Annotated in this window: 22 protein-coding genes; 11 read left to right on the top strand and 11 right to left on the bottom strand. The window is 70.9% G+C overall.

Going from position 1 to position 19,969, the window contains the following annotated elements:
* Positions 1-15 precede the first annotated feature (15 nt).
* Both DEJ05_RS06925 and DEJ05_RS06920 read right to left on the bottom strand, forming a co-directional pair.
* Complete coding sequence (locus DEJ05_RS06925; protein ID WP_111110077.1) at positions 16-747, bottom strand: SOS response-associated peptidase; 732 nt, start codon at positions 745-747, stop codon at positions 16-18.
* A gap of 108 nt (positions 748-855) precedes the next feature.
* Complete coding sequence (locus DEJ05_RS06920) at positions 856-1,497, bottom strand: hypothetical protein (RefSeq protein WP_111110076.1); 642 nt, start codon at positions 1,495-1,497, stop codon at positions 856-858.
* Between the two features lie 228 nt (positions 1,498-1,725).
* On the opposite strand from DEJ05_RS06920, the gene DEJ05_RS06915 reads away from it, so the two are divergent.
* Genes DEJ05_RS06915 through DEJ05_RS06905 form a run of 3 tightly spaced genes read left to right on the top strand, consistent with a single transcriptional unit; the run spans position 1,726 to position 3,536 of the window.
* Positions 1,726-2,151 carry an organic hydroperoxide resistance protein gene (locus DEJ05_RS06915; RefSeq protein WP_027465016.1) on the top strand — a complete coding sequence of 142 codons (426 nt, stop codon included), beginning with the start codon at positions 1,726-1,728 and terminating at the stop codon, positions 2,149-2,151.
* A gap of 10 nt (positions 2,152-2,161) precedes the next feature.
* Positions 2,162-2,548: a YchJ family protein gene (locus tag DEJ05_RS06910; RefSeq protein WP_111110075.1), complete on the top strand. Its 387-nt coding sequence runs from the start codon at positions 2,162-2,164 to the stop codon at positions 2,546-2,548.
* A 34-nt stretch (positions 2,549-2,582) separates the two neighbouring features.
* The gene (locus tag DEJ05_RS06905) at positions 2,583-3,536 is read left to right on the top strand and encodes an SDR family NAD(P)-dependent oxidoreductase (protein WP_111110074.1); all 954 of its coding nucleotides are present in this window, start codon (positions 2,583-2,585) and stop codon (positions 3,534-3,536) included.
* 20 nt (positions 3,537-3,556) lie between these two features.
* On the opposite strand, the gene DEJ05_RS06900 is transcribed toward DEJ05_RS06905, so the two are convergent.
* Positions 3,557-4,423 (bottom strand): shikimate dehydrogenase, encoded by an 867-nt coding sequence (locus DEJ05_RS06900; protein ID WP_181438312.1) that lies wholly within the window; start codon positions 4,421-4,423, stop codon positions 3,557-3,559.
* Positions 4,424-4,481: 58 nt separating this feature from the next.
* Between DEJ05_RS06900 and DEJ05_RS06895 the strand changes: the two genes are divergently transcribed.
* Positions 4,482-5,489: an iron-siderophore ABC transporter substrate-binding protein gene (locus tag DEJ05_RS06895; protein WP_071404382.1), complete on the top strand. Its 1,008-nt coding sequence runs from the start codon at positions 4,482-4,484 to the stop codon at positions 5,487-5,489.
* Between the two features lie 127 nt (positions 5,490-5,616).
* On the opposite strand, the gene DEJ05_RS06890 is transcribed toward DEJ05_RS06895, so the two are convergent.
* Complete coding sequence (locus DEJ05_RS06890) at positions 5,617-6,021, bottom strand: DUF1304 domain-containing protein (RefSeq protein ID WP_084740587.1); 405 nt, start codon at positions 6,019-6,021, stop codon at positions 5,617-5,619.
* A 60-nt stretch (positions 6,022-6,081) separates the two neighbouring features.
* On the opposite strand from DEJ05_RS06890, the gene DEJ05_RS06885 reads away from it, so the two are divergent.
* Both DEJ05_RS06885 and DEJ05_RS06880 read left to right on the top strand, forming a co-directional pair.
* A complete protein-coding gene (locus tag DEJ05_RS06885) occupies positions 6,082-6,405 on the top strand; it encodes a chorismate mutase (RefSeq protein ID WP_111110073.1) in 324 nt (107 codons plus the stop codon).
* Complete coding sequence (locus DEJ05_RS06880) at positions 6,402-7,490, top strand: beta-propeller fold lactonase family protein (RefSeq protein ID WP_111110072.1); 1,089 nt, start codon at positions 6,402-6,404, stop codon at positions 7,488-7,490. The genes DEJ05_RS06885 and DEJ05_RS06880 overlap by 4 nt, the downstream gene beginning before the upstream one ends.
* Before the next feature lie 140 nt (positions 7,491-7,630).
* Here the strand turns inward: DEJ05_RS06880 and DEJ05_RS06875 are convergent, their stop codons facing one another.
* Genes DEJ05_RS06875 through purS form a run of 4 tightly spaced genes read right to left on the bottom strand, consistent with a single transcriptional unit; the run spans position 7,631 to position 11,916 of the window.
* Positions 7,631-8,551: a 2-hydroxyacid dehydrogenase gene (locus DEJ05_RS06875; RefSeq protein WP_111033674.1), complete on the bottom strand. Its 921-nt coding sequence runs from the start codon at positions 8,549-8,551 to the stop codon at positions 7,631-7,633.
* Between the two features lie 13 nt (positions 8,552-8,564).
* A complete protein-coding gene (gene purL / locus DEJ05_RS06870; protein ID WP_258376102.1) occupies positions 8,565-10,946 on the bottom strand; it encodes a phosphoribosylformylglycinamidine synthase subunit PurL in 2,382 nt (793 codons plus the stop codon).
* 17 nt (positions 10,947-10,963) lie between these two features.
* Positions 10,964-11,659: a phosphoribosylformylglycinamidine synthase subunit PurQ gene (purQ, locus tag DEJ05_RS06865; protein ID WP_027465024.1), complete on the bottom strand. Its 696-nt coding sequence runs from the start codon at positions 11,657-11,659 to the stop codon at positions 10,964-10,966.
* Positions 11,660-11,664: 5 nt separating this feature from the next.
* Positions 11,665-11,916: a phosphoribosylformylglycinamidine synthase subunit PurS gene (gene purS, locus DEJ05_RS06860; protein WP_017886272.1), complete on the bottom strand. Its 252-nt coding sequence runs from the start codon at positions 11,914-11,916 to the stop codon at positions 11,665-11,667.
* 178 nt (positions 11,917-12,094) lie between these two features.
* On the opposite strand from purS, the gene DEJ05_RS06855 reads away from it, so the two are divergent.
* Positions 12,095-12,703, top strand: a complete 609-nt coding sequence (locus tag DEJ05_RS06855) for a PadR family transcriptional regulator (protein WP_181433132.1) — start codon at positions 12,095-12,097, stop codon at positions 12,701-12,703.
* Positions 12,700-14,244: a DHA2 family efflux MFS transporter permease subunit gene (locus tag DEJ05_RS06850; RefSeq protein WP_027465025.1), complete on the top strand. Its 1,545-nt coding sequence runs from the start codon at positions 12,700-12,702 to the stop codon at positions 14,242-14,244. The genes DEJ05_RS06855 and DEJ05_RS06850 overlap by 4 nt, the downstream gene beginning before the upstream one ends.
* A 103-nt stretch (positions 14,245-14,347) precedes the next feature.
* Here the strand turns inward: DEJ05_RS06850 and DEJ05_RS06845 are convergent, their stop codons facing one another.
* Positions 14,348-15,169, bottom strand: a complete 822-nt coding sequence (locus DEJ05_RS06845; protein ID WP_111046659.1) for a cytochrome c oxidase assembly protein — start codon at positions 15,167-15,169, stop codon at positions 14,348-14,350.
* 166 nt (positions 15,170-15,335) lie between these two features.
* Positions 15,336-16,649, bottom strand: a complete 1,314-nt coding sequence (locus tag DEJ05_RS06840) for an acyltransferase (RefSeq protein ID WP_111046660.1) — start codon at positions 16,647-16,649, stop codon at positions 15,336-15,338.
* 169 nt (positions 16,650-16,818) lie between these two features.
* Here DEJ05_RS06840 and DEJ05_RS06835 point away from each other — a divergent pair, with 169 nt between their 5' ends.
* Together DEJ05_RS06835 and DEJ05_RS06830 are read left to right on the top strand one after the other, a co-directional pair.
* Positions 16,819-17,310: a Fur family transcriptional regulator gene (locus tag DEJ05_RS06835; RefSeq protein ID WP_258376101.1), complete on the top strand. Its 492-nt coding sequence runs from the start codon at positions 16,819-16,821 to the stop codon at positions 17,308-17,310.
* Between the two features lie 95 nt (positions 17,311-17,405).
* A complete protein-coding gene (locus tag DEJ05_RS06830; RefSeq protein WP_111110070.1) occupies positions 17,406-18,923 on the top strand; it encodes a catalase in 1,518 nt (505 codons plus the stop codon).
* Between the two features lie 76 nt (positions 18,924-18,999).
* Here DEJ05_RS06830 and DEJ05_RS06825 read toward each other — a convergent pair whose 3' ends face one another.
* Complete coding sequence (locus DEJ05_RS06825) at positions 19,000-19,566, bottom strand: GNAT family N-acetyltransferase (protein ID WP_071405850.1); 567 nt, start codon at positions 19,564-19,566, stop codon at positions 19,000-19,002.
* A gap of 104 nt (positions 19,567-19,670) precedes the next feature.
* Between DEJ05_RS06825 and DEJ05_RS06820 the strand changes: the two genes are divergently transcribed.
* A complete protein-coding gene (locus tag DEJ05_RS06820) occupies positions 19,671-19,955 on the top strand; it encodes a hypothetical protein (RefSeq protein WP_110858837.1) in 285 nt (94 codons plus the stop codon).
* Positions 19,956-19,969 lie beyond the last annotated feature (14 nt).

The raw sequence follows: 19,969 nt of genomic DNA, 5'->3' as shown, positions 1-19,969 counted from the left end.
GTGGGGCGCGACCGCCTACGCGACGGGCGCGATGAGCTGCGGTCCGTCGTTCCGCACGCTGTTCACCGTGCGGGAGACCTCGTACTGCTCCAGGCCCGCGGCCACCGTCAGCGACTCGTGGTCGAGCAGGGCCAGCAGGTCGTCGGCGTGCAGGTCGCCGCCGAGCCAGTCGTCGTAGCCGTCGGGCGTCAGGAACGCGGGCATGCGGTCGTGGACCTCGCCCGGGGCGACGTGGGCGTCACGGGTGATGATCGCGAGCGACAGGCGCCACTTGTCCGGGTCGCCCTCGGGCTTCGTGGGGTCGGGCCATGCGCTCACGACGCCGGCCATCGCCAGGGCGCCGCCTGGTTCGTGCACGAAGTGGGGTTCCTTGCCGTCCTCGCGCACGACCCACTCGTAGTACCCCTGCGCCGGGACGATGCAGCGGTTCGTGGCGAAGGCCCGCTTGAACATGCCGCTCGTCGCGACGGTCTCGATGCGGGCGTTGATCGGCTTCGGGCGCTGCTTCTGGAAGTCCTTCGCCCAGCTCGGCACGAAGCCCCAGCTGATCTGCGGCAGCTCGCGTTCGCCGTGCCGCTGGCGGACGGCGTACACGGGGTCGGTCGGGGCGACGTTCCAGCTCGGGGCGAGGCCGGGGTGCACCTCGCCGGTGTCCTCGTCGACGTGCTCGGTCCGGGCGGCGAGCTCGCCCATGAGCTCGGGCAACAGATCGGCCGTGGTGTCGGAGACGACGAACCTTCCACACATGCGCCCAGTGTGCCCGTCGCCGCCGACAGTGGTGCGCGTCGGGGCGCGCCGTTCACGCTTCGCGAGCAGGAATGGTCGAGTGCCCGACGGCGACTCGACCGCTTCTGCTCACGAAGTGGGGCGTGCGGGCGTCTCGGGTGCGGGTGCGGGTGCGGGGTCGAGGGACTCGGCGGCCAGGCGGGCTCGTTCGGAGCGGCCGAGGCGGACGACGTACTCCGACAGCCCGATCGTGTACACCGCGATCAAGAGCGCCTGGAACCCGCTGGCGGCCCCGAGGACGAACGCCCCGAGGACGGCGACGAGCCCCGAACCGAGCAACGGTGCGACGCGGGCGAGCATGCCGATCAACCCCCGCCGCAGCAGGACCGTATCGGTGCGGACGATGTCGCGGTGCTCCGGCAGGACCGGCACCGGCCGACGCTGCACGTACAGCTGCGTGGCTCCCCGGGCGGCGAGCTGCCACGAGGGCCGCACCTGCCGACCGTTGATCGTGGTCGAGGGGTCCGGCGGCTGCCACGTCGGGATGCACGCGAAGGTGAGCAGTCCGACGCCGAGTGCCAGCAGCACCATCGCGACCACGCTGCGGACCGGAGTGGTCCCCGTCCAGCCGACCCGGGCCTCCAGGACGGCCATGCCGACCAGCGCGACGACCGCCGCGATGCCGGACCACAGGGCAGCACGGCGGACGCGTGCCGGATCCAGCACGTCCGTGACGTGCCGGCGGAAGACCTGCCAGCCGAGCGTGAACATCAATCATGTCTACCCGCCGCTGGTGCGGGGTGCCCGCGCGCTTTGCGTTCAGTGAGCAGAAGATGTCGGGTGCTGGCGGGGGACTCGACATCTTCTGCTCACTCGATGCACGGCGCACCCGCAGCCCCCACCCGGACACGCCCGAGCGCCCTGCGCCCGGAGCCGCCGCACCCGCCACGTGGTGCTGCCGCTCAGGATTCGTCCAGGCGAGCACGGTGACCTCGGACCATGAGTCTCGACATCGTCTACACCGCCGCCGCCCACGCCACCGGAGGCGGCCGCGACGGGCACGTCCGCAGCGAGGACGACCGGCTCGACCTCGACACCCGCCCGCCCAAGGAGATGGGCGGCAGCGGCGAGGGCACCAATCCCGAGCAGCTCTTCGCCGCCGGGTACGCCGCGTGCTTCCTCGGCGCCCTGCACGCCGCCGGCAAGGAGCTCGAGGTCGACACCACCGGCGCCGAGGTCTCCGCCGAGGTCGGCATCGGCGGCACCGGCAACGGCGCCTTCGGCCTCGCCGTGGAGCTCGACGTCTACGCCCCGAACGCCCCGCAGGAGCAGCGCCAGCGCCTGGCCGAGCGTGCACACGAGATCTGCCCGTACTCGAACGCCACCCGCGGCAACATCACCGTCACGCTGTCCATCGTCGACTAGCGTTCGGCCGGTGGTCACCGACACGACGCGCTGCCCCTGCCTGAGCGGCAACCCCTACGGCGAGTGCTGCGGCCCCCTGCACGCCGGGGCCGTCGCACCGACCGCGGAACGGCTCATGCGCTCCCGCTTCAGCGCCTTCGCGCTGGGCCTGCCGGAGTACCTGCTGCTCACCTGGCACCCGCGCACCCGTCCGGCGGGTCTCGAGTTGGACCCGACCCAGCGCTGGACCCGGTTGGACGTGCTGGCGACCAGCTCGGGAGGCCCGTTCGACTCCCACGGCACCGTCACGTTCCGCGCGTGGTGGCGTTCCGACGACGAGCGCGGCACGCTCGAGGAGACGAGCGACTTCGTCCGCGAGCAGGGACGATGGTTCTACGTGGACGGCGTGGTCGCCTGACGACTGCGCACCACGCCAGCTGACAGGAGCCCACATGCCCGCACGCGACCTCACCCGCTTCGGCGACCGGACCACGGCCGCCGAGGTCGTCGACGGCCTCGACCTGTCGGGGCGCACCGCGGTCGTCACCGGTGCTGCGTCCGGCATCGGCGTGGAGACCTCCCGAGCGCTCGCCGGAGCCGGAGCGCGCGTGACGCTCGCGGTGCGGGACGTCGATGCCGGCCGACGGGTGGCGGACGACATCGCCCGGACGACCGGGACGGAAGCACCGGCCGTCGTGGAGCTGCACCTGGACCGTCCGGCTTCCGTCGAGGCCTTCACCGCAGCGTGGTCGGGGCCGCTCGACGTGCTCGTCGCCAACGCGGGCATCATGGACGCGCCCGAGTCGTACACGCCCGCCGGGTGGGAGTCGCACTTCGCGACCAACCACCTCGGGCACTTCGCCCTCGCGCTCGGGCTGCACGACTCCCTGGCCGCCTCGGGTTCGGCACGGATCGTCTCGGTGTCGTCGAGCGGCCACGGTGGTTCGCCCGTCGTGTTGGACGACCTGTTCTTCCGCCGGCGCCGCTACGAGCCCGGACTCGCGTACGGGCAGTCGAAGACCGCCAACGTGCTGTTCGCCGTCGCTGCCGGCCGCCGGTGGGCCGCCGACGGCATCACCGCGAACGCCCTCATGCCCGGCGGGATCTGGACCGGGCTGCAGAAGCACTGGGACCCGGAGGTGCTGGCCGCCACGAAGATCGCCGCGGCCGACGCCGTGAAGACCCCGGAGCAGGGAGCCGCGACCTCGGTCCTGCTCGCCACCGCACCGGAACTCGACGGGGTCACGGGCCGGTACTTCGAGGACTGCCACGAAGCGTCGGTGGTGGAGCGGATCGAGGACGGCCTGCACGGCGCGCTGCCCTGGGCCCTCGATCCGGACCAGGCCGATCGGCTGTGGGACGTCTCCGTCGCGCTCCTCGACGCCGAGGCGCGATCCCGCCGCTGATCGAGGGCTGCCGGCGCCGGCTAGCTGCCGATGACGGCGGGCAGGTCGACCGCGGTGCGCATCGCCCGGCGGACCCCGGCCTCGTCCGGCAGCAGCTCGTCCTCGTCACCGGTCAGGAAGAACCGGATCTGCCCGATCGCCTGCTCGGTGAGCATGTCGAGGCCGTTCAGCACGCGGCCCCCGGCGTCGGTCCAGCGGCTGGCGACCGCGGTGGGCCACGGTTCGTAGGCGACGTCGAACAGCACGGCGTCCGGCCCCGACGGCCGGAACTCGAGCGGGTCGGCGGCGCCACCCGGCAGCGTCGAGAGGACGAACCCGTGGTGCGTGCCGGCGAGTTCGGTCAGGGGATGCACCTCGAGCGTCACCCCGAGCCGGACGGCCAGGTCGACCAGCGCACGGGTCTTCGCGGTGTCGCGGACGAACACCCGGACGAGCGACGCCCCGAGCCGGACGGCAGCGGTCAGGGCGCTCGCCGCGGTGGCTCCGCCGCCCAGGATCGTGGCCTCGCCGGGAAGGTGTCCGAGTGCCTCGACCGGGCGGACGAGCCCCTGCACGTCGGTGTTCGCGCCGGCTCGGACGATCGTGGAGCCCTCGTGGCGGAACGCGACCGTGTTGGCGACCCCGAGCTCGTCGACGAGCGGGGTGGTGCGGTCGAGCAGTGGCAGCACCTCGCGCTTGAGCGGCATCGTGAGGCTCAGCCCACGCCATTCCGGACCCAGCCCCGCGACGAACGCGGCGAGCTCGCCGGACGCGACCTCGTGCCTCCCGTAGGTGAAGGGCAGGTCGAGCGCATCGTAGGCCGCAGCGTGGAGCGTGGGCGAGAGCGAGTGCGCGATGGGGGAGCCGAGCACCGCGAGGTGCGTGCGGCCTGGATCGGTGAACGCCACGGTCACCCAGCCTAGCCAGCCGTTTTCCTGCGCACCCCGTTAGGTTAGGCTACCCTTCGTGAACCGTTCTCCCTTGCGTCTCCGACGCGTGCTCGCCGCAGCCGGCGCCGTCGTCGCAGCGTCCCTCGTCCTCGCCGGCTGCGCGTCCGGCTCCGGCTCCTCGACCGACTCGGCGTCGTCGGGGTCCTCCGACGCCGCGTTCCCGGTCTCGATCACGACCGGCCTCGGCACCACCACCATCGAGTCGGCGCCGAAGCGCGTCGTCGCGCTCGGGTGGGGCGACGCCGAGACCGCGCTCGAGCTCGGTGTGCAGCCGGTCGGTGCGAGCGACTGGCTCGCGTTCGGCGGCGACGGTGTCGGTCCGTGGCTCAAGGGTGCGTACGACAAGTCGCCGAAGATCATCCAGACGCTCGAGCCGAGCTACGAGGACATCCTCAAGCTCAACCCCGACGTGATCCTCGACGTGAAGTCCTCGGGTGACAAGGAGCGGTACGACAAGCTCTCCGCGATCGCACCGACCGTGGCGATCCCGAAGGGCGGCGCGAACTACCTCGCGTCGACCGAGCAGCAGACGACCATGATCGCGAAGGCGCTCGGCAAGGAGTCCGAGGGCAAGAAGCTGCTCTCCGGCCTCGACGACGCCTACGCCGCAGCACGCAAGGCGCACCCGGACTTCGAGGGCAAGACGGCCGTCGTCGGTGCCTACAGCTCCGAGGGCTTCGGGGCGTACGCCTCCACGGACAGCCGTTCGACCTTCATGCGGAACCTCGGCTTCGAGATCCCGAAGGCCATCGACGAGCAGGCCGGCAAGGAGTTCTCCGTGCACCTGTCCGACGAGAACCTCGACCTGCTCGACGCCGACCTGACGCTGATCCTGCCGATCTACGTCGACGCGTCAGAGGCCTCGTCGAACAAGCTGTTCCAGAAGGTGCCGTCGGTCGAGGCCGGACACTCGATCGTCTTCGACGACAAGGACGTGTCGTCCGCGTTCTCGATGGGCACCACGGCTGCGATCGAGTGGGCGCTCGACAAGCTGCCGGCGCAGTTCGAGGAGAAGCTCGGCTAGGGCAGGTCATTGCTGCTGGCCGGTTCTGCTGGTCAGCACCGCTGGTCAGCACCGCGAAAGCGACAGGGTGCCGCCGATGTTCGGTGGCACCCTGTCGCTTTCGCAGTTCGGGGGAGGGTGAGCTGGGCTAGACGCCGATGGTGGAGCCCAGCAGCGCGAAGAGCAGCGCGATCAGGGGGAGCGTGCCCTGCTTGAACGCGGAGTTGACGTACTTGCGACCCGAGCCGACCAGGATCACCGCGGCACCGAGCATGCTCGCGGTCGAGAACACCACGAGGGTCCAGCCGCTCACGGTGTTGCCGGCCAGCACGAGCACGACGCCGAGGATCGCCCCGATCGCCAGGAACAGGTTGTAGAAGCCCTGGTTGAAGGCGAGCGAACGGGTCGCCACGGCTTCGGTCTCGGAAGCGATGCCGAAGATCCGGCGCGCTTGCGGACTGGTCCAGATGACCGATTCGAGGAAGAAGATGTACACGTGGATGAGGCCCGCGAGGACCGCACAGACACCCGAGATCACCAGCAGGACCGACATGTGCACATTCTCGCAGCAGCGGGCCGGGTTCCGCTGCACGTCCGCCAGTAGGCTCGGACCATGAACGACGACGTCACCCTGTCCGAGGCCGACGCGAACGCCGTCGACGAACTGCGGAGCATCCGGCAGAGCATCGACAACATCGACGCCGCCGTGATCCACATGCTCGCGGAGCGTTTCAAGTACACGCAGCGCGTGGGGCACCTGAAGGCCGAGTCGGGCATGCCCGCCGCCGACCCGGACCGCGAACGGATCCAGGTCGCACGGCTCCGCTCGCTCGCCGCCGACTCCCACCTCGACCCCGCCTTCGCCGAGAAGTTCCTCAACTTCATCGTCGCCGAGGTCATCCACCACCACGAGCGCATCGCGGGCCGCGACGAATGAGCGCCGAGCTGCCGTCGCTGCTCATCGGGTCGTACACGGCGACCGGTGGCGGCAACGCCACGGGCATCTCCCTGGTCGACGCCGGGCCGGTCGGAGCTGTTCCGGCACCCCGGACCGTCGCGGTGCTCGACGACCCCTCGTTCCTCGCCGTCTCGGGTGACCGGGTCTACGCGGTCTCCGAGACGAACGACGGTGCCGTGTCGGCCTTCCGGCTGCAGGGTGGCGCACTCGAGCACCTGTGGGACGGCCCCGCCGGTGGGGACGCCCCGTGCCACGTGCGGGTCGATCCCTCGGGCGCGCTCGTCGTCACGAACTACGTCTCGGGCACGGTCACGGCGATCTCCCTCGCGCCGGCCGAGTCACACGCCGCCTCGGTGACCGCCAGCGACGGCGTGGTGCTGCACGGGGACGCCGACCAGCGCTCGGTGCCGGCCGAGGCCGTCGCGGTCGCCGTGCTGCCCGATGCCACGGGCCCTGACGACGACCGCCAGGACGGCCCGCACGCCCACCAGTCGATCGCCACCCCGGACGGCACGGTGCTCGTCGCCGACCTCGGCGGCGATGCCCTGCACGAGTTCCGCGTCACGGTGTCGGCCGACGGGGTCCCCGCCATCGAGGCACTCCGCGTGCACCACGTGACCCCCGGCGCCGGCCCGAGGCACATGGCCTGGATCGACGGTGACCTGCTCGTCGCCGGTGAACTCGACGGGCGTGTGCACCGCCTGCGCCGCGACGACTCCGGGTCGTTCGTGACGATCGCCGCCGTGCCGACGTTCGACGGTGCGGTGGGGGAGTCGCTGCTCAGCCACATCGAGGTCGACGAGGCCGGCCGCGTGTACGTGGCGGTGCGCGGGCGTGACCTGCTCGTGGTGCTCGACGCGCGTGACGGCGGGCTCGCCGTCGTCGGGTCGGTGTCCTGCGGTGGGGTCTGGCCGCGGCACTTCGCTCGCGTGCCCGGGTTCGTCCTGGTGGCGAACCAGATGTCCGACGCCGTCGCCGTGCTGCCGCTCGACGCCGAGGGCATGCCCGGCGAAGCCGTCGCACAGATCCCGGTCGGCACCCCGACCTGCGTCGTCCCGCTCTGACGCCGGCGTGTTCGTGCCCGCGTGACGCCGGCGTGTTCGTGTGACGCCCCGAAGTCGTCGAGAAGCCCCCGAATTCGGCGGCGTCTCGACGACACCGCGGCGTGCGAGCGAGACGACGGCGTGTTCGGAGCCGCAGCGCGCTAGAACTCGATCAGGTTCTCGAACGGGCGGCCCTCGGCCAGCGCGGCGACCTGCTTGCGCATCAGCTCGATCGACCGCGGCACGCTCAGGTCGGTGTTGCCGCCGACGTGCGGGGTGAGCACGGTGTTCGGCGTCGTCCAGAGCGGGTGTCCGGCGGGCAGGGGCTCCGGGTCGGTGACGTCGAGGGCCGCGAACAGCCGCTCCGACCGCAGTTCGGCGACCAGGGCGTCGGTGTCGACGACCTTGCCGCGCGCCACGTTCACCACGAGGGCGCCGTCCGGCAGCGCCGCGAGCAGCTCCGCGTCGACCAGGCGTTCGGTCTCGGCGGTGAGCGGCGCGATGAGCACGAGCACGTCGGTCGTCGGGGCGAGCTCGGGCAGCTCGCCGAACGCGTGCACGTGCCGGCCGTCCTGCTCGCGAGCGGTCCGGGCGACCACCGTCACCTCGGTGCGGAACGCCTCGAACCGGGTGGCGATCGCGGACCCGATCGCCCCGTAGCCGACGACGGTCACCCGGCGGTCGGCGAGCGATCGGGTCTCGCGGGCGTCCCAGACGCCGTTGGCACGGTCGACCTGGAACGCCGAGATCTCACGGAGCGACGTCAGCGCGAGGCCGACCGCGAGCTCGGCGGTCTCGTCGTCGTGGATGCCGCGACCGTTCGCCAGCTGCGCGTGACCGGGTACGTGCGGGACGGCGTGCTCGTACCCGGCGCTCGGCAGCTGCAGCAGCTGGAGCTCGGGCAGGTCGTGCACGAACTGCCAGCGGTGCCGCCCCTCGAAGTAGAACGGCAGGAACGTGATCGCGACGTCGTCCGGGCGACCGTACGGCGACTCGACGTCCCAGACGTCCAGCTCGATCCCGTCCGGCACGGGGCCGAACCGGTCGACGAGCTCGGCGAAGGGCAGGGTGACGATCGGCATCCGCGACCCGGGCCTAGGCGTCGGTGCGCGGCGAGAAGGCACCGTCGGAGTCGAGCGGCCCGCGGCCGACGTACCCCTCGGTGACGTCCTCGACGATCACGTCGCCGAAGCGCGCCGGCAGCGTCGCGGCGTGGGTGCCGCGCAGCTCGTCGACCGTGGCCTCGAACGCGCCCTGGACCTCGAGCGTGCTCGACGTCGCGTCGGTCACGCCGATGCGCAGCACCGGGAAGCCCCGGCCGTCGCACATGCCCTGGAACCGGACGTCGTCCTCGCGGCGGACGGTCACGATGACGCGACCGGTCGACTCGGAGAACAGCGCCGTCGCGGTGTCGATGCCGTCGCGGGTTTCGAGCTCGTCGAGGACCACGCGGGCGCCGATGCCGAAGCGGAGCACGGACTCGGCGAGCGACTGGCCGAGGCCGCCGTCCGCCAGGTCGTGTGCGCTGGTGAGCAGCTGCTCGCCGGACGCCGCGTACAGCAGCTCGGCGAGGGCCTTCTCGCGCTCGAGGTCGACCGCCGGCGGACGCCCGCCCAGGTGGCCGTGCACGGTGCCGGCCCACGCGGAGCCGTCGAGCTCGAGGCTCGTGGTGCCGAGCAGGTAGATGTTGTGGCCGTCGTCCTGCCACCCGGACGGCACGCGCTTGGCGACGTCGTCGATGATCCCGAGCACGCCGACGACGGGCGTCGGGTGGATCGGGGTCGAGCCGGTCTGGTTGTAGAACGACACGTTGCCGCCGGTGACCGGGATGCCGAGCTCCATGCAGCCGTCGGCCAGGCCCTCGACCGCCTCGGAGAACTGCCACATGACCTCGGGGTTCTCGGGGGAGCCGAAGTTCAGGCAGTCGGTGACGGCGGCGGGGACGGCACCGGTCACGGCGACGTTGCGGTAGGCCTCGGCCAGGGCCAGACGTGCACCCTGCTTCGGGTCGAGCTGGCAGTAGCGGCCGTTCGCGTCGGTGGCGATGGCGACACCGAGGCCCGTCTCCTCGTCGACGCGGATCATGCCGCCGTCGTCGGGGAAGGACAGCGCGGTGTTGCCGAGCACGTAGGTGTCGTACTGGTTCGTGACCCAGTTCTTCGACGCCAGGTTCGGCGAACCGAGCAGGCTGAGGAACTGTGCCTTCAGCGCGGGGCCGTCGGCCGGTCGGTCGAGCGAGGCAGCGGTGTCGGCCTGCAGCGCGTCGATCCAGGTCGGGTAGGCGACCGGGCGGTCGTAGACCGGGCCGTCGACGGCGACCGTGCGCGGGTCGACGTTCACGATCTCCTGGCCCTGCCAGTCGATGACGAGTCGGCCGGTGCCGGTGACCTCGCCCAGCACGCTGGTCTCGACCTCCCACTTGCCGACGACGGCCAGGAACTCGTCGAGCTTGTCGGGGCGGACGACCGCCATCATGCGCTCCTGGCTCTCCGACATCAGGATCTCTTCAGCGGTGAGCGTGGGGTCGCGGAGCAGGACGTCGTCGAGCGAGATGTGCATGCCGCCGTCACCGTTGCTCGCGAGCTCCGAGGTGGCGCAGGAGATGCCTGCGGCGCCGAGGTCCTGGATGCCCTCGACCAGGTCCTTCTGGAACAGCTCGAGGCAGCACTCGATCAGCACCTTCTCGGCGAAGGGGTCGCCGACCTGCACGGCCGGACGCTTGGTCGGGCCGCCCTCGGTGAAGGTGTCGGACGCCAGGATCGACGCGCCGCCGATGCCGTCGCCACCGGTGCGGGCACCGAACAGGACGACCTTGTTGCCGGCACCGGATGCGTTCGCCAGGTGCAGGTCCTCGTGGCGGAGCACGCCGACCGCGAGGGCGTTGACCAGCGGGTTGCCCTGGTACACCGGGTCGAAGTAGGTCTCGCCGCCGATGTTCGGCAGGCCGAGGCAGTTGCCGTAGAACGAGATGCCACCGACGACGCCGTGCACGACGCGTGCGGTGTCCTCGTGGTCGATCGCGCCGAAGCGGAGCTGGTCCATCACGGCGACGGGGCGGGCGCCCATCGAGATGATGTCGCGGACGATGCCGCCGACACCGGTGGCCGCGCCCTGGAACGGCTCGACGTAGGACGGGTGGTTGTGCGACTCGACCTTGAAGGTCACCGCCCAGCCGTTGCCGACGTCGACGACACCGGCGTTCTCGCCCATGCCGACCATCAGGTTCTTCGTCATCTCCGGCGTGACCTTCTTGCCGAACTGACGGAGGTAGTTCTTCGAGGACTTGTAGGAGCAGTGCTCGCTCCACATCACCGAGTACATCGCCAGCTCGCCCGAGGTGGGGCGGCGGCCGAGGATCTCCTTGATGCGGGCGTACTCGTCCGGCTTCAGGCCCAGCGCGTCGTACGGCTGCTCCTTGTCGGGGGTGGCTGCCGCGTCCTGCACGGTGTCGGGCTTCGGGCGAACGGGTGTCGTCACGGTGTCGTTGTTCCCTGTCACTTGACGAGCGCGTGCTCGATCACGGAGGTGAAGAAGGTCAGGCCGTCGGTGCCCGAGGCCATCGCAGCGGGGGTGTCCGGGCCGAACCCGGCCTCGGTCGCGTGCTCGGGGTGCGGCATCAGGCCGACGACGTTGCCGCGTTCGTTCGAGACGCCGGCGATGTCGTCGATGGAGCCGTTCGGGTTCACGCCGACGTAGCGGAACACGACCTGGCCGTTGTCCTCGATGCGCTTGATTGTGTCGGCGTCCGCGACGAAGCGGCCGTCGGCGTTCTTCAGCGGGATGGTGATCTCCTGCTGGGCGCTGAAGCCGGAGGTCCAGGCGGTCGCGGTGGTCTCGACGCGGAGCTTCTGGTCGCGGCGGATGAACTGCTGGTGCGCGTTGCGGGTGTGCGCTCCGGGGACCAGACGGGCCTCGGCCAGCATCTGGAACCCGTTGCAGATGCCGAGCACGGGCATGCCCTTGCCGGCGGCGTCGATGACCTCGGCCATGATCGGGGCCTTCGCGGCGATCGCGCCGGCACGCAGGTAGTCGCCGTACGAGAACCCACCGGGCAGCACGATGGCGTCGACGCCCTGCAGGTCGTGATCGCCGTGCCAGAGGGCGACGGGGTCGGCACCGGCGAGACGGACGGCGCGCTGGGCGTCGCGGTCGTCGAGCGAGCCGGGGAACGTGATGACGCCGATGCGCATCCGGGTCACTGGCCTTCGACGGTCACGGACACGACGTCCTCGATGACCGCGTTCGAGAAGACGTCGGCTGCGATGTCGCGGACCTCGGCGAGCTTGGCGTCGTCGACGGGGCCGTCGACGGTCACCTCGAAGCGCTTGCCGATGCGGACGTTGGTCAGGTCGGCCTTGCCGAGGCGGGCCAGGGCGTTGCCCACGGCCTTCCCCTGGGGGTCGAGGATCTCGGCCTTGGGCATGACCTCGACGACGATCGTTGGCACGTGTTCTCTCCAGCACTTCAGGGGTGGGGGGACGCGACCAGTCTACGGGGCGCGCGCGACACGCCGGGACGACCACGGGCCTCCAGACCGGCCCTTGCTGTGCGGTTGTTCATGTCTGTTCCAACGCGTATATTCCACTTCGAATAGTCAACAACGAACAAGCGGACTGGAGGCACGTGTGCCGTCGCTCACGCCACTCGCGTTCGCCGCGCTCGGGCTCCTGGCCGAGGGGCCGACGCATCCCTACGAGATGTTCCAGACGATGACGCACCGCCGGGACGGCCGGAACGTCAAGGTCCGGCCCGGCACCCTGTACCACCAGGTCGGCCGCCTGGTGGAGCTCGGCCTCGCCGAGGTCGTGGGGACCGACCGGGCGGGCAACCGTCCGGAACGCACCACCTACGCCATCACGGACGAGGGGTGGACGGCCCTGCACGACGGGCTCGTCCGGCTGATCGCCGAACCGGCCGAGGAGTACCCCGTCTTCCACCTGGCCGTCGCCGAGATCGAGAACCTGTCGGTCGACGAGGCCGAGTCCGCACTCCGGGCACGGGCCGTCGCACTCCGGGCCCAGCGCGACGAGACGGACGAGATCCTCGGGGTCGTCCGTGCCAAGGACCTGCCCGAGCGGTACTGGCTCGACGTGTCGTACGTGCGTGCCATGCTCACGACGCAGATCGAGTGGCTCGCCGCCACGGCCGACCGGATCGCCGCCGGCCACATCTCCTGGGACGCCTCCGTCGCGTCCGCAGACACCACCACGAACAGCAAGGAAACCACTCGATGACCACCGTCACGCCTCCGCGGACGACCGAGAAGAAGCCGTGGCCTGCCCTGTGGGCACTCGTCGTCGGGTTCTTCATGATCCTCGTCGACTCGACCATCGTGTCGGTCGCCACCCCCACCATCGCCCAGAAGCTCGACGCGGACATCAACTCCGTGATCTGGGTGACGAGCGCCTACCTGCTCGCCTACGCCGTGCCGCTGCTCATCACCGGCCGGCTCGGTGACCGCTTCGGCCCGAAGGTCATGTACCAGATCGGCCTCGTGGTCTTCACGCTCGCCAGCCTGTGGTGCGGCCTGGCCGGCTCGATCGAGGTGCTGATCGTCGCCCGCGTCGTGCAGGGTCTCGGCGCCGCGATGATGAGCCCGCAGACCATGTCGGTCATCACGCGCATCTTCCCGCCGCAGAACCGCGGCGCGGCCATGGGCCTCTGGGGCGCCGTCGCCGGTGTCGCGTCGCTCGTCGGCCCGATCGTGGGCGGCCTGCTCGTCGACGGCTTCGGCTGGGAGTGGATCTTCTTCGTGAACGTGCCCGTCGGTGTCGTCGCGTTCGTGCTCGCGCAGCGCTTCGTGCCGTCGTTCGAGCGGCACGGACACCGCTTCGACTACCTCGGCATCTTCCTGTCGGCAGCGGGTCTGTTCCTGCTCGTCTTCGGCATCCAGGAGGGCGAGACCTACGACTGGGGCGTCATCGCCGGCCCGATCTCGGTGTGGTCGCTCATCATCGTCGGCCTCGTGGTGCTCGCCGGCTTCGTCGTCTGGCAGGGCGTGCAGAAGGGCGAGCCGCTGCTGCCGCTCGGCCTGTTCAAGGACCGCAACTTCACGCTGGCCAACGTCGCCATCACGGCCGTCGGTGTCGCGATCGCCTCGTTCGCGCTGCCGATCATGCTGTGGGCCCAGGACGTCCTGCGCTTCTCGCCGACCCAGGCCGCACTGCTCCTCGTGCCGCAGGCCGTGCTGTCCGCCGCACTCGCGCCGATCGTCGGCAAGAACCTGAACCGCTGGAACCCGCGCTGGGTCGCCTCGTTCGGGCTCGCCTGCTTCTCGGTCGGCCTGTTCTGGTTCGGCGCCCTGCTGTCGAGCGGTGCCGAGTGGGGCTGGGTGCTCCTGCCGAGCGCGCTCCTCGGTCTCGCCAACGCCTGCATGTGGGGACCGCTGTCCGTCTCGGCGACGCGCAACCTGCCGCCGAAGCTGGCCGGTGCCGGCTCGGGCGTCTACAACACCACCCGCCAGATCGGTGCGGTGCTCGGTTCCGCCGGCATCGCCGCCCTGATGGAGGCCCGCATCACCGCGAACTTCCCGGCGTCGTCCGGTGGGGCCACGGCCGGTGGCGCCGAGCAGCAGGTCGGCGCGCTGCCGGGCTTCCTGCTCGAGCCGTTCTCCAAGGCCATGGGTGAGTCGCTCTACCTGCCGGCGATCGTGCTGATCGTGGCCATCGTCGCCGCACTGTTCCTGGCGAAGCCGAAGCAGACCGTCGCGTGGCAGCAGACCGGATCGGTCACCACGCAGCCCGACGCCGAGCCCGCGGGGGCCCCGTCGAAGTAGGGCACGAGCGCTTCGGCGCCCAACGAGTGAGCAGAAGAAGTCGAGTCACCTCCGGGTACTCGACTTCTTCTGCTCACTCGTGTCGGGGACTCACCCCCGCCCGTCAACTGCGGCGCTGCAGGTGCGCTCGGGTCAGCTCGTCCATCTGTTCGTCGGTCAGGGCGTCGACGTCCCGGGCCTCGCGGCGGTCGGTCCGCTGCCACCGGATGAACAGGGCGACGAGCACGGGGATGTCCGCCACCTCGGCGATGAACCACAGCAGGTCGCCCGCCAGGTGCTGGTCCTGCAGGGGCGACGGGTACCAGGCCCGCCCGACCACCGGCACGAGGGACCCGTCGAGCACGTGGTTCGTGATCCGCAGCACGATGCCGGGCACCGCGTCGATGACGAGCTCGACGAACGCGAGCAGGAACTCGGCCGTGGCGAACGTCGACGAGACGAGCACGCCGACCTCGGACAGCGGCGCGAGCAGGCCGAACCCGAGCGCCGGCACGGTCACGGTGATGACGGCGGCCCAGGCGGGGGACTCCCGGATCACCGCCGAGAACGGGGTGAGCAGGACGGCGAACAGCGCGAGCGCGACCAGCGGGGCGACGATCGCGTTGCCGAGCAGCCGCACCGGACGTGACCCCATGACCGCGTCGGCGACCTGCGCAAGGCGAGCCGGGCCTCCGATCCGGAGCAGTGCGACGGGCGCACCGAGCGCGGCGAAGGTGGGGACCGCGAAGAACAGCAGGGCGGCCCGCAGGACGAACGCCCAGCGCAACCGCTCGTCGTCGACGCCGACGATGCCGAACTGCAGCACGCCGAACAGCACGAGCGCCGTGGCGAAGGCGAGCGTGCGCCACCACGGCCACCGGGCACCCCGTCGGACCGCTCCGACGACCCAGCGGCCGTAGGCGAGCGCGGCGACGACGAGGAGCACCGCCGCCAGTGGGTCGAACCGCCAGGTGCTCCAGAACTCGGGTGTCGACGGCGTGGGGAGCCTCCTGGGGATCAGGCGGACTCGTCCTTCGCGCCGCCGGAACCATCCTCCGTCCGCCCGACGTCCGCCGTTGGTCCGTCGTGGCCCCGCGACGGTGAGAACCGGTTCAGATCCGGGCGACCCCGGGTGCCGGGACGGTCCGTGACAGCAGCCAGACGCCCACCGGTACGGCCACGGCGCCGACGAGCGCGACGCCGAACGACAGGTGCAGCTGCATCACGAGGAACGCCGGGCCGATCGTGCAGAGGGCGGCGACCGCGACGACCGGCCACGACGGACGGTCGGCCGACGGCAGCAGCCGGGGGAGCGGCCGGTCGAACCAGCGCAGGGCCCGGGCCACCCCGATCGCGACGGCGAGCACCACCACGAGTGCGACGATGCGCGACGCCCACCACGGACCGGAGCCCGGCGCCGGGAACGGCACCCCGACGAGCAGGGCGATGCCGTTCAGTGCGATGAACAGCGGCAGGTGCCACAGGTAGATCGTCATGCCGTCGCGGCCGAGCACGAACACGGCCCCGAGCGCGGCACGGGTGCGCATCAGCCGGGTGAGCGGCGCGTGCACGAGCTGGACCAGGCAGGCCTGCGCGATCGCCAGGAACGCCAGCGGGAGCATCGGCGGGTTGAGGTCCTGCAGCATGTCCGGTGCCCAGAGCCCGACCGAGGTCATCGGCACGAGCACGGCGTACGCGGCGACGGCGATGCCGAGCAGGAGCACCTTCGAGCGGCGAGCGAACCAGCCGTCGGCCCAGAGGAACCCGAGCTGCTGCGCGAAGAGCCACACCGGGCCGAGGTTGAGCAGCCCGACCTCGGCGACCCCGGTGGCCAGGCGGACGGCGTCGACCGCCCCGGCGAGCACGAGCAGCACGGCGAGGGTGGCCCACGGTGCTCGCTCGTGCAGGCGCATCATCACGGGGACGCAGCACTGGGTGATGCCGTAGGCCGCCAGGAACCAGAGCGGCGAACCGATGCCGAACGCGACCTCGGCCAGGAGCTCCGGCGGCGTGCCAGCGGCCGTGGCGACCCCGAGCCCGAGCGCGAGGAACACGAACAGCGGCACCGCGGGCCGGAACAGCCGCACCAGGCGGGTGGCCAGGAAGTCGCGGGCGGGGCTCGGCGCACCACGGGCGACGGTGCTGCGCCAGCCGACGGCACTCGCGAACCCGCCGACCACGAAGAACAGCGGCATCACCTGCCCGACCCAGGTGGCAGCGACGTACCAGGGGAGTTCCTGCAGCGGGCTCGTGACCCGCACCCCCTGGTCGTCGGCGGCGACGCCGACCATCGTGACGTGCACGATGACGACGAGGACGACGCAGGCCGTCCGGATGAGGTCGACGACCAGGTCCCGCTTCGCGATGATCCCCCGGACGTCCGCGGTGCTGTTCGCCTGTTCAGGCAGACCCTGGCTCGTGGACATGTCCGGACGTTAGCGTGCGGAACGGTCGGTCCAGTGTCGTCCCAGCTGATCGCGACCGGATCGTGACACTTCGTATTCCGGTGGTGGCATGCGTCCCCTCGCTGGTCGGCAGCAGAAGCTCGTGTACAGTGAACGCGTTGTCTTGATTCCTGCAAAAGAAAGGCTCAGCATGGACGCCGACGCCGATCTGCTCCGTTCCTCGGGGCTCCGGGTCACGACCCCACGACTCGCGGTGCTCCGAGCGACCGACTCGATGCCGCACGCCACCGCGGACGACATCGTCACCGCGCTCGCCGTGGAGCTGCCGACCACCAGTCACCAGGCCGTCTACGGCGTGCTGAACGCCCTGACCGGCGTCGGGCTCGTCCGCCGCATCGAACCGGCCGGTAGCCCTGCCCGGTACGAGCGCCGCACCGGTGACAACCACCACCACATCGTCTGCACGCTGTGCGGCGCGATCGAGGACGTCGACTGTGCGGTCGGCCACTCGCCCTGCCTGACCCCGTCCGAGACCCACGGCTTCGCGGTCACCACCGCCGAGGTCACCTACTGGGGCATCTGCGAGCGCTGCGCAGCGGCAGAGCGCGACGACGCAGAGCGCGACCACCCAGACGCGCCCGACGCGAGCGCGCAGGCGCCCGGCGCCCCCACGCCCGCCTGACGGCGACCGCCCACCGCACCGGCCGCACGACGCGCCGGACCCCGAACCACCCGAGCACCCCTGACCGAACCAACGTCCCACCTCCAGGAGGAACCGTGTCCGACCAGAACACGCCGACCGGCACCCCGACCACCACGACCAACAGCGGCGCCCCCGTCTCGAGCGACGAGCACTCGATGGGCGTCGGGGCCGACGGCCCCCTCGCGCTGCACGACCACTACCTGGTCGAGAAGCTCGCCCAGTTCAACCGCGAGCGCGTCCCGGAGCGGGTCGTGCACGCCAAGGGCGGCGGCGCCTTCGGTACCTTCACCGTCACGCAGGACGTCTCGCGCTTCACCCGCGCTGCGTTCCTGCAGCCGGGCAAGCAAACCGAGATGCTGGCCCGCTTCTCCTCCGTCGCTGGTGAGCAGGGCTCCCCGGACACCTGGCGCGACCCCCGCGGCTTCGCGCTGAAGTTCTACACCGAAGAGGGCAATTACGACCTCGTCGGCAACAACACCCCGGTGTTCTTCATCCGCGACGGCATCAAGTTCCCCGACTTCATCCGCTCGCAGAAGCGCCTGCCGGGTTCGCACCTGCGCGACCACGACATGCAGTGGGACTTCTGGACCCTGTCGCCCGAGTCGGCGCACCAGGTCACGTGGCTGATGGGCGACCGCGGCCTGCCGGCGAGCTGGCGCGAGACGGACGGCTTCGGCTCGCACACCTACCAGTGGATCAACGCCGAGGGCGAGCGCTTCTGGGTGAAGTACCACTTCATCACCGAGCAGGGCCACAAGACCCTGACGCAGGAGGACGCCGACCGCATCGCCGGTGAGGACGCGGACTTCCACATCCGTGACCTGCACGCCGCGATCGAGCGTCAGGACTTCCCGCGCTGGACCCTCAAGGTGCAGGTCATGCCCTACGAGGACGCAGCGACCTACCGCTTCAACCCGTTCGACCTGACGAAGGTGTGGCCGCACGCGGACTACCCGCTCATCGAGGTCGGCACGATGGAGCTCAACCGCAACCCGGAGAACTACTTCGCGCAGATCGAGCAGGCGACCTTCGCCCCCTCGAACTTCGTGCCCGGCATCGCGGCGAGCCCCGACAAGATGCTCCTGGCGCGCATCTTCAGCTACGCGGACGCACACCGGTACCGCGTCGGCACGAACCACGCCCAGCTGCCGGTGAACGCCCCGAAGAACGAGGTCCACTCGTACTCGAAGGACGGCGGCATGCGCTTCGACTTCCAGAAGTCCGAGGTGCCGGTGTACGCGCCGAACTCGCTCGGTGGTGCGCACGCCGACCCGAACGCGACCGACGACGCCCCGGGCTGGGAGTCCGACGGTGCGCTGCAGCGTTCCGCCGCGACCCTGCACCCGGAGGACGACGACTTCGGCCAGGCCGGCACGCTCGTCCGCGAGGTCCTGGACGACGCCGCCCGTGAGCGCCTGGTCGGCAACATCGCCGGCCACGTCTCGAAGGTGACGCGCGACGACCTGCGCGAGCGTGTGTTCGCCTACTGGACGAACGTCGACGCCGAGCTGGGTGCGCGCGTGCGCGCCGCGGTCGCGCCGAGCGCGCCGGGCTCCAACGAGGACCCGGAGAAGGTCGCGGTCGAGGCGTAAGCCCCGCTGCACGACCTGACGGACGGGAGGCCCGGTACCAGCTGGTACCGGGCCTCCCGTCCGTTGGTCGTTGCGTCTAGACCTGCTGGCCGTTCAGCCAGATCGGCCCGGCGGGCCAGTCCTCGAGCTGCGCTGCCACCGGCAGCGCCATCCAGCCGCCCTGCTCGGTGTTGCTGACGCCCGCGCCCTCGGCGGTGAACGCCGAGAAGGTGCCGACGGCCTCGGGGAACTCGTGCCAGCCGAGCTTCGCGTAGAAGGGGATCCGGTCCTCGCCGGCGCCGAGGAAGCCGAAGGGGACGCGGAGTCCCTCGAGGACCGCCGCGGTCCGGGTCATCAGCTCGCGGCCGACGCCGGTGCCCTGCAGCCGGGGCGACACGGCGACCAGGCCGGTGTCACCGACCAGGACGTCTTCGCCGCCGACGGAGATGTACATGCGGCGGATGCCGACGTGGGCCAGGACCACCCCGTCGGCGTCGTGCGCGAGTACCCGGCGTTCCGGCTGCATGCCGGACCAGCTCCGGCCGCCCACGTACCAGTGCGACCAGTCGGGGAAGGCCTGCCCGAGCAGCGCTGCGATCGCTTCGTGGTCGGGGAGCGACAGCGTGCTCTCCTCGACCACCTCCCACCGGATGTCGTCAGTCACGGGTCCATCCTGCACGGATGTGGTGACGGTCGTTGCGTTCTCGCACTGACCGGTAATACGTTAACGGTGACATCGGGGCGATGTCGCAACGAAAGGGGAGATCGATGTCGATCAAGAACGTCGTACTGGGTGCGGTCGTGCTGGGGAGTGTCGTGGGCGGCGGGATCGCGGTCGACACCGTGACGGCGCCGGAGGCGAGTGCGGCGACGTGCTGGCGGAAGGTGACGCAGAGCACGGGCTTCAACGAGTCCGGTTGTGGTCGCGCTCAGCACTTCAACCGTCTGCGGAGCGGGACGATGAAGTGGGGGAACGTGGTCGGTGGCAACAAGTGGTCCTACCAGGCTGCCTGCTGGACCAACATCGCCCAGTACGGCATGACCCGGGCCTGACGCGGTGATTCGGA

Source organism: Curtobacterium sp. MCLR17_045, from assembly GCF_003234405.1.
Classification (GTDB): Bacteria; Actinomycetota; Actinomycetes; order Actinomycetales; family Microbacteriaceae; genus Curtobacterium; species Curtobacterium flaccumfaciens.
Note: the sequence above shows the minus strand (reverse complement) of the source record. Positions and strands in the feature narration are given on the sequence as shown.